The sequence below is a fragment of the Nitratireductor arenosus genome, from assembly GCF_009742725.1.
Classification (GTDB): domain Bacteria; phylum Pseudomonadota; class Alphaproteobacteria; order Rhizobiales; family Rhizobiaceae; genus Mangrovimarina; species Mangrovimarina arenosa.
The window spans coordinates 163,124-174,898 of the sequence record NZ_WPHG01000007.1; the positions used below are offsets into that span (position 1 = coordinate 163,124).

Here is an 11,775-nt window from a genome sequence, read left to right on the forward strand (position 1 = left end):
CTGCCTTTGCGCACGCCGCCTGCCGACGACATTGGGCCCGCGCCGCCGCGCGTGAGCCGATGCCTGCGGGTCCGCAGCGCCGCAGTTTCGCGAACAGACGCTGTTTCCCTTTGGGTCGTTTTATGGCAATTCTATTCGCATTGCCGCCCGACGCCGAATTTTGCACGTCGCGACCATTGCCCGACCTGTCCGTTACCGACAAAGGACTTTGCCATGTTCGATCCACGCGAAAAGATCGCGCTGTTCATTGACGGTGCAAACCTCTACGCCACGTCGCGAGCGCTCGGTTTCGACATCGATTACCGCAAGCTGCTCGCCAGCTTTCACAAACGCGGCTATCTGTTGCGCGCCTATTACTACACCGCGCTGGTGGAGGACCAGGAATACTCCTCCATCAGGCCGCTGATCGACTGGCTCGACTACAACGGCTACAAGGTGGTCACCAAGCCGGCCAAGGAATTCACCGATTCCAGCGGGCGGCGCAAGATCAAGGGCAATATGGACATCGAGCTGACCATCGACGCGCTCGAGCTCGCCGATGTCGTCGACCACTACGTGATCTTTTCCGGCGACGGCGACTTCCGTACCCTTGTCGAGGCGCTGCAGCGGCGCGGCCGCAAGGTCAGCGTGGTCTCCACCATGGCCTCGCAGCCGCCGATGATCTCGGACGATTTGCGCCGGCAGGCCGATTACTTCGTCGATTTGATGACGCTGAAGGGCGATGTCGGCCGCGATCCCAGCGAGCGCCCGGCGCGCCGCGTCGAAAATGTCGACGTGGACAATCACGACGACCACCAGGACGACGACGATTGAAGCCAGCCACCATGTCGGACCCCGTGCGAGCGGTCGAACCGCCCCGCAACTGTGCGCTGTGCCCACGCCTTCACGGCTTTCTTGCTGATTGGCGCGCGCGCGAGCCCGGTTGGCACAATGCACCGGTGCCGTCCTTTCTGCCGCCGCGAGGTGCTGAAACCGTACACCTGCTGATCGTCGGGCTGGCGCCCGGACTGCGCGGCGCCAACCGCACCGGCCGCCCCTTCACCGGCGACTATGCCGGCGACCTGCTCTACGCCACGCTGAAACGGTTCGGACTGGCGCGCGGCACGTTCGAGGCGCGTCCCGACGACAGTCTGGAACTGGTGGAGACCGCGATCACCAATGCGGTGCGGTGCGTGCCGCCGGAAAACAAGCCGGTCGGGGCCGAGATCAACACCTGCCGCCAGTTCCTGGTGCCGACCATCGACGCCCTGCCCCGGCTTGAGGCTATCCTCACCCTGGGGTCGATCGCACACCAGTCGACGGTGCGCGCGCTCGGCCTGAAGATCAAGGATACGCCATTTGCCCATGGCGCGGCGTTCGACACCGGCCGGTTCCGGCTGTTTTCGAGCTATCACTGCTCGCGCTACAACACCAATACCGGCCGGCTGACGGAACAGATGTTCGTCGACGTGTTCGCAAAAGTCGCGGAGCATCTGCGCAAGCGGCGACAAGCCGCCGAATAAGCACCGGGCCCTACATGGGGTCGAGATCGCCGTTCAGCCACGCTCTTTCAGCAGGCGCGCCTTTTCGCGGTTCCAGTCGCGCTCCTTGGACGTCTCGCGCTTGTCGTGCAGCTTCTTGCCGCGCGCGATCGCCAGCAACAGCTTGGCGCGGCCGCGCTCGTTGAAGTAGATTTTCAGCGGCACCATCGTCATGCCCTCGCGCTCGACGGCTTGGGCGAGCCTGGCCATCTCACGCTTGTTGAGCAACAGTTTGCGGCGCCGGCGCGGCTCATGATTGAAGCGGTTGCCCTGCAGATATTCCGGCACGTGCGAATTGATCAGCCAGATCTCGCCGCCCTCGGACGAGGCGTAGGATTCGGCGATATTGGCATGCCCCTCGCGCAGCGACTTGACCTCGGTGCCGGTCAGAACCAGGCCGGCCTCGACCGTGTCCAGCACTTCGTAGGAGAAGCGGGCCTTGCGGTTTTCGGCAACCGTTTTGTTGTTCGATTTCTTGTCCTGGGCCATCATTCGCTCAACGCGCGGAGCGCGTCAGTTTGTCAGCCCGGCATGTTTCATCGCCGCGTCGATGCGTTCGGCCGTGGCGGTCTCGACCGTCATCATCGGCAGGCGCACGCCGTCCCCGATGCGGCCGAGACGCGACAGCGCGTATTTTGCGCCGGCCGGGTTGGGTTCGATGAACAGTGCTCGGTGCAGCGGCATCAACCGGTCCTGCAGGTCGATCGCCCGTTCGCGGTCGCCGTTCAGCGCGGCTTCCTGGAATTCCGCGCACAGGCGCGGGGCGACATTGGAGGTGACGGAAATGCAGCCGACTCCACCATGAGCGTTGAAACCGAGCGCCGAGGCGTCCTCGCCCGAAAGCTGGATGAAATCGGCGCCGCAGGTGGCGCGCTGCTCGCTCACGCGCTCGACCTTGCCGGTCGCGTCCTTGACGCCGGCGATGTTCGGAAACTCCCTTGCGAGCCGGCCCATCGTCTCGGGCAGCATGTCGATCACCGAGCGCGGCGGGATATTGTAGATGAAGACCGGCAGCTTGGTCGCCCGCGCGACGGCGGCGAAATGCTCGTAGAGCCCGCGTTGGTTCGGCTTGTTGTAATATGGCGTCACCACCAGCACGCCGTCGGCGCCCACACTTTCGGCATATTCGACCAGTCCGACGGCTTCTGCCGTGTTGTTGGAGCCGGCACCGGCAATTACAGGCACGCGGCCGGCGGCGACCTCGACGCAGACCTTTATCACCTGACGGTGCTCGTCATGGGTGAGCGTGGGCGATTCACCAGTCGTACCGACCGGGACCAGGCCATTGCTGCCTTCCGCGATCTGCCATTCGACAAAGGCACGAAACGCTTTCTCGTCGAAACTCCCGTCGGACGCAAAGGGGGTAACGAGCGCGGTTAGCGAGCCTCTGAACATCTTTTCTTCCCAAAATCCTGACGAATGGGGGCACGGTCGCGCCAGCCCCGCTGCGCTCAATAACCGATTGCGCGGCCGCGCACCATAGTCTTGCCACGAGCACCCGACAAGATTCGCGCCGTTTGAGACGGCGGCGGCGCGTTAACCGGCCGTTTACGCCGTTTTCACCGGCGCGGACTACAATGACAACGACATACAGGTGGAAACTTGGCGCCGACTGGGCGGAAAATCGCGATGAAAGTAGGAACAGCGACGGGTAGGATCGGGTTGGCGGCGCTGTTCACCGCCCTCCCCGCGCTGTTGGTGATGACCATCATCGATGCGCCCGGCCCGGGCCAGAACGTCGATCGCAACGTGACCACGGGGTCTGTCATCGCGCTGGGGGCGGATCCCGACGGCAAGCCGGCGGCCGACAGCGAAAACCTGACCCAACTCAAGGACGGACTCAACGCCCTTTCCGGCGGCGATGTCGTCGGTGCCCGCGCGCGGCGCGACACGCTGCCGTCCGGCTCCCTCGACCGCAAGATCCTCACCTGGGCGATCGCGCTTGCCGGCAGCGAGGGCGCCGGCAGCGAGATCGCCACCGAGCCTCTGCCCGACTGGCCGGGATTGGGGGCGCTGCGCAGCAACAGCGAACGCGCCCTTGCTGGAAAAAACCCCGAACCGCAAATCGTTGTGGACGCCCTTGCCGGCGCGCCCCCGCAAACCTTCGAGGGCACGATGCTGCTCGGCAAGGCGCTGTTCGCGCTCGGCCGCGAGCAGGAGGCCCGCACCCTGCTGACGCCGTTCTGGCGCCGCACGAAGCTCGCCGCGCGCCAGGAAACGGCCTTCCTGCGTGCCTTTGGGCAGGTTCTGCCGCCCAGCGACCACCACTACCGCGCCGAGCGCATGCTTTATGAGGATCGCATTCGTTCCGCCGAGCGCGTGGCCACCCTGGCCGGCATCGAGGAACTCGTCGCGGCATGGGGGGCGGTGATCCGCAACCGGGACAATGCCGGCGCCCTGCTTGAGGCCGTGCCGGAGAGCCAGCGCGACGCCGGCTATCTTCACGCCAAAGCGAAATATCTCAGACGGCAAGGCCAATTCGTCGAGGCAGCACGCGTGCTCGCCGACGCGCCTCGAGACGGCGAGCACAGGATCGACCCCGATGCCTGGTGGGTCGAGCGCCGGGTGCTGTCGCGGGAACTGCTGGATAGCGGCGAGGCCGAACTCGCCTATCAGATCGCCGCCAACCATACCGCCGAAAGCGCGGCGGCAATCGCCGACGCCGAGTTTCACGCCGGCTGGTACGCGCTGCGCGGGCTCGGCGACGCCAAACGGGCGGCCGCGCACTTCGCGCGTATCGCCGCGATTTCGTCGGGACCCATTTCGCTGGCGCGGGCCCATTACTGGCTCGGCCGCACCGCGGAGGCCGGCGGACCAGGCGAGGCGATGCAGGAATACCGGCGCGCCGCCGCGCACGGCACCGCGTTTTACGGCCAGCTCGCCGCCGCCCGCCTCGGGCAAAACACGATCGCCACCGGTTATCCCGAACCGACCGCGGCCGACCGCGACCGGTTCGCGGCCCGCGAAACGGTCGCGGTGATCGACAGGTTGGAACGCGCCGGCCATGGCTGGCGGGCTGAGATTTTGTATCGTGGACTGGCCGACGACCTGACGAGCCCGGGCGAAGTCGCATTGCTTGCGGCTAGGGTGCAAGGTCGCGGCAATCATTTCCTGGCCCTGAAGATCAGCAAGCGTGCGGCCGCGCGCGGCATCGATACCGGCGCGCTCGCCTATCCGCTCGGGGCGATCCCGGCTTCGGCCGATGTCGCGGCGGCCGGCAAGGCGCTGGCCTATGCCGTGGCGCGCCAGGAAAGCGAATTCAACGTGGCCGCGATATCGGGCGCCGGCGCGCGCGGGCTGCTGCAGCTTTTGCCGGGTACGGCCAGGGACATGGCGCGCAAGACCGGGCTTGCCTACTCGGCCGAGCGGCTGACCAGCGACGCCGGCTACAACGCCACGCTGGGCGCGGCCTTTCTCGACGAACAGCTGGCGCGTTTCGACGGTTCCTACGTGCTCACCTTCGCCGGCTATAATGCCGGGCCGCGCCGGGCCGCCGAATGGGCGGCGCGCTATGGCGACCCGCGCGGCGTCGATATCGAAACCGTCGTCGACTGGATCGAGCGCATCCCCTACACCGAAACCCGCAACTATGTGCAGCGCGTGATGGAAAACTATCAAGTCTACAAGATGCAATTGACCGGCCGCGTCGACATTGAAAAAGACCTGACTGGGGGACGCTGAGCCGGGGGCCGGACAGGGACGGTCGGCAACCGTGTCTCTTGCACGCGGCGGCGAACCGGCCGCATGTTTGACCTTGCGGACGGCGGTCGGTAGAGCGTGGTCGGGCGCACGCACATCGGCCTTTTCGCGAAGAAGGGCCGCGTTTCGACAAAGACATGAATCGTGACGCCAAGCCGGCGAAACGGCCTGTCGATCCATCCCCGCACAAATACGGTGCCGGAGCCAGAGGAGCCATTCGTGCAGCAGGACGTCGCGTATCGGAGCTTTTTCTTCACCGCTTCGGACGGGTTGCGGCTTCATGCGCGGCTTTATCCGGGCGATGGAGACGGCCTGCCGTTGATCTGTCTGCCGGGATTGACGCGCAATGCGCGCGATTTCCACGCGCTTGCCGTCGCGCTGACGCGCGAAACGCGTCGCGCCCGCACCATCATCGCCTTCGACTATCGCGGCCGTGGCCTGTCGGCGTGGGACAAGGACTGGCGCCGCTACGACGTGCTGGTGGAAGCAGACGACGTCGTCGCCGGCCTGGTGGCGGCGGGTATAGAGCACGGCGCTTTCGTCGGTACCTCGCGTGGCGGGCTCATCATTCACGCGCTCGCGGCGCTGCGTCCCGGCCTCTTGAAAGCGGTGATCCTCAACGATATCGGGCCGCGCATCGACGGTGCGGGGCTGGCCCAGATTCGCGCCTATCTGGAACGCGCGCCGCGCCCGAGAACGCGCGCCGACGCAATCGCCATCCAGCGCGCGGCGGCCGGCGCGTCATTCGAGGCGCTGTGCGATGCCGACTGGGAACGCATGGTGGACGCGCTTTACGTCGAAGACAGCGAGCCGCCGGCGCCGGCCTACGATCCCGCGCTGTTGAAGACGGTGACCGGCGTCGACCTGAACCGGCCACTGCCGGAACTATGGCCGCAATTCGCCGGGCTCGCCGCGATGCCCGTGCTTGCCATCCGCGGCGCCAACTCGAAATTGCTTTCCGCCGCAACGCTGGCGGAAATGGCGCAACGCCATCCCGATATCGAAACAATCACGGTGGCCGGACAAGGCCACGCGCCGCTGCTAGAGACTGGCGGCCTACCACGACGCATCGGTGCCTTTCTGGCCAAGGCAGACCGACGCTAAGTCACGATCGCGTTTCGGTTCATCACCGCTGCGGTCCGGCGTGCCGGTCCGGGGCTAATCTGGCCGAAAAACCGGCGCCCGCCTGTCGTGATCAAACGATGCCAAGCGGCTGCGCTCCTGGGGCATGCCTCTTCATATGGGTCTGTTTGACCGCCACGATTTCATGATCTTGCCAGGAACGCGGAGCGATACGGTGTTCGCGCCGCCAGCCGCGCAGGTTGAGGGCATCACTGACCGGAGTCGGGTGAGGCAGGCCGATGGACGGCCCCGCATCCGAGGATCCCCCACAACACCGCTTGTCGGTCGCGCCTACGCGTGAGTGCGGGTGATCCGTCGCTCGGCAGATCGGCGCACCGGACATGCCAGACCACCGTCGAATCTTCGACCAAAACGCAAAAAACCCGGCGGTTGCCCGCCGGGTTTTCCTCAAATCAGCCAATCAGCCGATTAGAAGTAGCGCGTGAAGCGCAGGTAGCCCGAAACCGTGCCATCCGGATCCAGCGGAGCCGGGGTGGCCGGGAAGCTGAAGGCACCGACGTCGTCGTAGTGAATCTCGGCGCGGACTTCGAAGTCCGAAACCGGGAACCAGACCAGCGAGAACTCAGCACCCCAGGCATCAGCACCGGAGAGCAGGTCGGAACCCGCGTAGTACAGGTCGTTCCACCACTGGAACGCCACCGAAGCGCCGAGGGTCGAGGAGAACTGATGGTTGTAGGAAACCAGCACGCTCCACTCCGAACCACCGTAGTAGCTTTCGCCGGTGGGGCCAAAGATCGCGCTCGGCGAGCCGACATTGTAGGCATGCGCGCCGTCAGCGTAGAACACGAACGCGCGGAGCGAGGAGCCCGGCATGTTCGGGATGTTGATCTGCGCGCCAAGCTGGGCGCCGAAGCCGCCGCTGTTGGTGCCGGCGAACGGAGCCAGGCCCGAAAGGGTCGGAACCGTACCGTCGAAGCTCTCGTCGTAGGCAACCTTCACCCAGACGGCACCCCAGCCTTGGCTGATGCCGATCTTGGCAACGACGTCGGGCATGTAGCCTTCACCCGACAGCGTGTCGTCTTCGAGCGAGATCGCGCCGAAGAAGCCGTTGCCGCCGTCGAAGCGGTAACCGATCAGGTGACGCTGCTGGTAGCCGTAATACATGCCACCCCAGGAGTGCGAGCCGTAGTTGGACGGTCCGCCGTTCTTGGAGTCGGCCCAGAACGATTCGGAGTAACCCATCATCAGGCCGCCGAGCTCGATGTAAGCCTGGTCGACGGTGACCGGACCATCAACCTGGGTGCCCCAGGTCGACTGCAGACGGATGCGGCTGCGCAGGGAGCCCCACTCGGTCTCCTGACGCGCATCGATGTTCACGCGGGCACGGGTCGACTTCATCCAGCCATCGGCCGTCGTGGAGTCATAGTAGCCAGTGGTGTCGCCACCAACGCCCGGGCCCGAATTGGTGCGGTAGTTGCCGGCGGCAACCTGGTACCAGACGTAGCCCGAGATGCGCAGGCAGGTCTCGGTGCCGGGAATGTAGAAGAAGCCCGCGCCGTATGCGTCGCAAACGCGCACATATTCGACGGGTTCCGGCTCGGCGATGACGACGGCGTCGGCAGCGCGTGCACCGGAGACCGCGGTGAGGGCCGCGGCGGAGCCAATGAGAAGGCTCTTGATGTTCATTTCTGACCTCCAGTCAAAGTTAAAAGTGGGTCTGGGCTATTATGGCTGAAGGACAGCAAACCCTGCCCGATCCCCAAACATGAAAAAGATGCGTGGTCACGCCCCTTCTCCGAGGCTCACCATACTCAGCGCGCCTGCCGGTTCAACACGGATGTGGCCTCGCTGCGGGTTCCGCAGGACCGTTCGGAAGGTGATGTTGCAGAAAAGCCACGTTTTTGCCCCCGGGCAGGCGAGAATGCGGCAAATCCTAACGGGGGGTAAATGCGGTTTTGCGCATTTTCGACAATCGAGCCCGCGTAAAAGCCCGCAAATGCGCGGCGAATCGCCAATGTTCAAGGCCGAAGCCAAGGGCGGATAATGACTGCCCAAATGCATTGTGGACGCGCGTAGCGACTCGCCAGCCCGGCGCGCCCCGGCACCGGGCACGCTTTTTTGTTCACGCCGGACGCATGCGTGTTGATTGATCGCGCGGTTTTCTCTATCTCACGGGCCGGCGAGAGCCGCGGAGAGGTGGCCGAGTGGTCGAAGGCGCTCCCCTGCTAAGGGAGTAGGCCCCAAAAGGGCCTCGTGGGTTCGAATCCCATCCTCTCCGCCATTTTTTCGTTGTACGGCCCGGAGACAGCGGACCGTTTCCGCCATGCCCTCAGACCGCCAAGGCCCGGCCGGCGATGCGGCGGATGAAGCCGGCGCCGCAGCGGCTTTTCAAACGCGTCATCGTCCTTGCCGATCTCACGCCGGTTCGCTTCGCGCACTGCTCCGACGGAGCGGGCGAAAGCCCGCGCCGCCGTCGCGCCCGGACGCGACACAGCCAACGCGGGAAGTTCAGTCAAACCCGAAATACTCCCAACCATATGATCTAAACCTACTTTCTCCATGTGCCTCCGACTCTTGACTGGAGGTCAGAAATGAACATCAAGAGCCTTCTCATTGGCTCCGCCGCGGCCCTCACCGCGGTCTCCGGTGCACGCGCTGCCGACGCCGTCGTCATCGCCGAGCCGGAACCCGTCGAATATGTGCGCGTTTGCGACGCATACGGCGCGGGCTTCTTCTACATTCCCGGCACCGAGACCTGCCTGCGCATCTCGGGCTACGTCTGGTACCAGGTTGCCGCCGGCAACTATGACGGCGATGCCGTTACCATCGGCGGCGGTGCTCCGCTTGCGCCGTTCGCCTCGATCGGCACCGAAACCGTTGGCTATAATGATGGCGTGGCCGGCGGCGGCTGGATGAAGCAGACCCGTGCCCGCGTGAACATCGATGCGCGTCAGGAGACCGAGTGGGGCTCCCTGCGCAGCCGCATCCGTCTGCAGTCGACCTGGGGTACGCCGGTTGACGGCCCGGTCACCGTTGACCAAGCCTACATCGAGCTCGGCGGCCTGATGATGGGTTACTCCGAATCGTTCTGGGCCGACTCCAAGAACGGCGGACCGTCCAACTACGGCTCGCACTCCTGGGGTGGCATGTATTACGGCTACCAGCAGCGTCACCTGATCGGTTATCGCTTCGACGGCGGCAACGGCTTCTTCGCCGCGATCTCGCTCGAAGACGATGCGCTGTCGGGTGAAGGCTACATGCCCGACGTCGTTGCCAAGATCGGCATCTCGCAGGGCTGGGGCGCTGTCTGGGCCAAAGTCGCCTACGACGAGAGTTTCGACGGTTCGACCGGAACGCTCAACGCGCTAACCGGAACAGTCAATAGCGGCGGCTTCGGCGCTCAGCTTGGCGCGCAGATCAACATCCCGAACATGCCGGGCTCTTCGCTTCGCTTGATGGCGTCGTATGCCGATGGCTCGCATGCTTTCAACGTGGGCGCTCCGACGATCAACGTCGCAGCCGGCATTACCGGCTTGCCGCCGTTCATCCCGGGCGTGTCGCTGTATGCTGGTGGACTGTTCGGTGGCTCGGAATGGTCGATCCTGGCTTCCTACAACCACCAGTTCTCCTCGACGTTGGGCGCTTCGGTGGCCTTCCAGTGGTTTAACGACCTCTATTTGGCCGGTACCGACGTGAAGACCGGCGTCGACGCTTGGGGTGCCGAGTTCTCGCTGGTCTGGTTCCCGGTTTCGGACTTCGAAGTCCGCACCGAGATCCACTACGACGACGTTGGTAGCATCGGCGGGTTCAACCCGGATGGCACGGTTTCGGGCTATCTGCGTTTCACGCGCTACTTCTGATCAATATCAAACAGATGGCCCGGTAAATTGCCGGGCCATTTTTCTTCCACGGATAAGGCCGACCTGGCAAAGGCGAAGGAGTTCGAAAGGCAACCCAAGGAAAATCGCGAGTCACGCGCCCTAGGCTGGAACCCGGTGAGAGCCGGACACTCCACAGCAAAAAGAGAAGCGCCATTGCAAATTCCCCACCGCGAGAACTATTTAGAACTTTCTAATTTTTCGCTCGCAGGAGGGATTGATGTGAGTAGGTGCGTCGCTGGCATATCGGCGAATACAACTTTTGATAGTATATCCACCGATTGCACCGCAAAATATTCGCTTACCTGGAATGGCTCGCCTCGCCCCGTAAGCAAAAACTCCCTGGCCGAGCTTTACGCACGTTTCGGCGATGTCATCTGGGACGATGGGCGTCATAAAACCAATGTTGCCGCGTTCATCGGGGAATTGAACGAGCTTTTGCTCGGCCGGCGATTCAGCGTATTTTCCCAGGACATGCTCGACGACCTGATCGGAGCCCTGCGCGAGCGCGGCAACAGCAACGCCACCATCAACCGCAAGATGGCGGCCCTGAGCAAATTGCTGCGCAAGGCGCATAAGATGGGTAAGATTCACAGCCTGCCGGAATTCCGGCGGCAAAAGGAAAGAGCCGGGCGGATCCGCTTCCTGGAACAGCAGGAGGAGGCGCGCCTGTTTGCCGCCATCAAGGCGCGCAGCGGCGACGCCTACCGGCTTTCCGTCTTTCTGGTCGATACGGGCTGCCGCCTCGGCGAGGCGCTCGGCCTGATCTGGAACGACATCGATTTGGGCCGCGTCACCTTCTGGGTCACCAAGTCCGGCCGCTATCGCACCGTGCCGCTGACGCGGCGGGCCAAAAACGCAATCGAGCGCCAGCGCGGTATCGCCAAAGGCCCGTTCGCGACGCTGACCCAGGTGCGCTACCGGGCGATCTGGAACGAGGCCAAGGCCAGCGTCGGGCTCGGCGCCGACAAGGACGTGGTGCCGCATATTCTGCGCCATACCTGCGCCTCGCGGCTGGTGCGCGGCGGCATCGACATTCGCCGGGTGCAGATGTGGCTCGGCCACCAGACCCTGCAGATGACGATGCGCTATGCCCATCTCGCCACGCACGATCTCGATTCCTGCGTCAAGGTGCTGGAGCACGAGCGCTGCACCGACTGTTGAGATGGCTTTGCAGACCGGTTGCGGCGCGGCGAAAACGCAAGTCGCGCCTGCGTCACAATCCGCCCGAACTCGGCCAATCTCGTGGCTTGCATGGGATGCTGCCGGCGCCTAATGGGGTTTGAACTCGACCATCGGACCGCGCCCCATGTCCCTGCCCCCTGCCCGCGACCGTATCCATCTCGGCAATTGGCGCACTCATCCCGCCAGCACCTGGTCGTTCCAGAATGTCGGCGAACTGGTGCCGTGCGCGTCAATCAGCGCGCCAGCCGGCAAACCGGCGCCCGGCCCGGGGTCCGGCCTCCTCGACGCGCTGATGATCGAGACGGACGACGGCGGCAGGATCAGTGCCACGGCGCATCTGGAGGCCTCGCACGGTGACGCCTTCGTGGCGCTGCGCGACGGGGCGCTGGTGGCCGAATGGCACGCGCCGC

General features: G+C 64.5%; 9 protein-coding genes, 1 tRNA gene and 1 pseudogene. 8 read left to right on the forward strand and 3 right to left on the reverse strand.

All coding sequences use genetic code 11. The annotated features are described in order from the left end of the window. Nucleotides 1-213 precede the first annotated feature (213 nt). On the forward strand, nt 214-813 hold the full coding sequence (locus tag GN330_RS21235; protein ID WP_156715323.1) for a LabA-like NYN domain-containing protein: 600 nt from the start codon (nt 214-216) through the stop codon (nt 811-813). Between the two features lie 11 nt (nt 814-824). Then, the gene (locus GN330_RS21240; RefSeq protein ID WP_156715325.1) at nt 825-1,502 is read left to right on the forward strand and encodes a uracil-DNA glycosylase; all 678 of its coding nucleotides are present in this window, start codon (nt 825-827) and stop codon (nt 1,500-1,502) included. Between the two features lie 33 nt (nt 1,503-1,535). On the opposite strand, the gene smpB is transcribed toward GN330_RS21240, so the two are convergent. Both smpB and dapA read right to left on the reverse strand, forming a co-directional pair. Further along, nucleotides 1,536-2,009 (reverse strand): SsrA-binding protein SmpB, encoded by a 474-nt coding sequence (gene smpB / locus GN330_RS21245; RefSeq protein ID WP_156715328.1) that lies wholly within the window; start codon nt 2,007-2,009, stop codon nt 1,536-1,538. Nucleotides 2,010-2,033: 24 nt separating this feature from the next. Then, nucleotides 2,034-2,915 carry a 4-hydroxy-tetrahydrodipicolinate synthase gene (gene dapA, locus GN330_RS21250; RefSeq protein ID WP_156715330.1) on the reverse strand — a complete coding sequence of 294 codons (882 nt, stop codon included), beginning with the start codon at nt 2,913-2,915 and terminating at the stop codon, nt 2,034-2,036. Nucleotides 2,916-3,149: 234 nt separating this feature from the next. On the opposite strand from dapA, the gene GN330_RS21255 reads away from it, so the two are divergent. Both GN330_RS21255 and GN330_RS21260 read left to right on the forward strand, forming a co-directional pair. Further along, the gene (locus tag GN330_RS21255; protein WP_246188792.1) at nt 3,150-5,201 is read left to right on the forward strand and encodes a lytic transglycosylase domain-containing protein; all 2,052 of its coding nucleotides are present in this window, start codon (nt 3,150-3,152) and stop codon (nt 5,199-5,201) included. A 237-nt stretch (nt 5,202-5,438) separates the two neighbouring features. Continuing rightward, entirely contained in the window at nt 5,439-6,323 is an 885-nt protein-coding gene (locus GN330_RS21260) for an alpha/beta fold hydrolase (protein ID WP_343041022.1), read from the forward strand. Between the two features lie 447 nt (nt 6,324-6,770). Here GN330_RS21260 and GN330_RS21265 read toward each other — a convergent pair whose 3' ends face one another. Further along, a complete protein-coding gene (locus GN330_RS21265) occupies nt 6,771-7,988 on the reverse strand; it encodes a porin (RefSeq protein WP_156715333.1) in 1,218 nt (405 codons plus the stop codon). Between the two features lie 504 nt (nt 7,989-8,492). Between GN330_RS21265 and GN330_RS21270 the strand changes: the two genes are divergently transcribed. The 4 genes and pseudogenes from GN330_RS21270 to GN330_RS21285 form a co-directional block, all read left to right on the forward strand. Continuing rightward, nucleotides 8,493-8,583, forward strand: a tRNA-Ser gene (locus GN330_RS21270). A 310-nt stretch (nt 8,584-8,893) separates the two neighbouring features. After that, nucleotides 8,894-10,162, forward strand: coding sequence for a porin (locus tag GN330_RS21275; protein ID WP_156715335.1), 1,269 nt, complete (start codon nt 8,894-8,896; stop codon nt 10,160-10,162). Nucleotides 10,163-10,189: 27 nt separating this feature from the next. Beyond that, on the forward strand, nt 10,190-11,344 hold the full coding sequence (locus GN330_RS21280) for a tyrosine-type recombinase/integrase (RefSeq protein WP_343041023.1): 1,155 nt from the start codon (nt 10,190-10,192) through the stop codon (nt 11,342-11,344). 145 nt (nt 11,345-11,489) lie between these two features. Next, nucleotides 11,490-11,775, forward strand: a pseudogene (locus GN330_RS21285) (serine hydrolase domain-containing protein); the annotation flags it as partial.

Excerpts from the sequence above, each read along its gene's own strand:
- smpB (WP_156715328.1), bottom strand. The coding sequence starts at position 2,009 with ATGGCCCAGGACAAGAAATCGAACAACAAAACGGTTGCCGAAAACCGC.
- GN330_RS21240 (WP_156715325.1), top strand. The coding sequence starts at position 825 with ATGTCGGACCCCGTGCGAGCGGTCGAACCGCCCCGCAACTGTGCGCTG.
- dapA (WP_156715330.1), bottom strand. The coding sequence starts at position 2,915 with ATGTTCAGAGGCTCGCTAACCGCGCTCGTTACCCCCTTTGCGTCCGAC.
- GN330_RS21235 (WP_156715323.1), top strand. The coding sequence starts at position 214 with ATGTTCGATCCACGCGAAAAGATCGCGCTGTTCATTGACGGTGCAAAC.
- GN330_RS21265 (WP_156715333.1), bottom strand. The coding sequence starts at position 7,988 with ATGAACATCAAGAGCCTTCTCATTGGCTCCGCCGCGGCCCTCACCGCG.
- GN330_RS21255 (WP_246188792.1), top strand. The coding sequence starts at position 3,150 with ATGAAAGTAGGAACAGCGACGGGTAGGATCGGGTTGGCGGCGCTGTTC.
- GN330_RS21275 (WP_156715335.1), top strand. The coding sequence starts at position 8,894 with ATGAACATCAAGAGCCTTCTCATTGGCTCCGCCGCGGCCCTCACCGCG.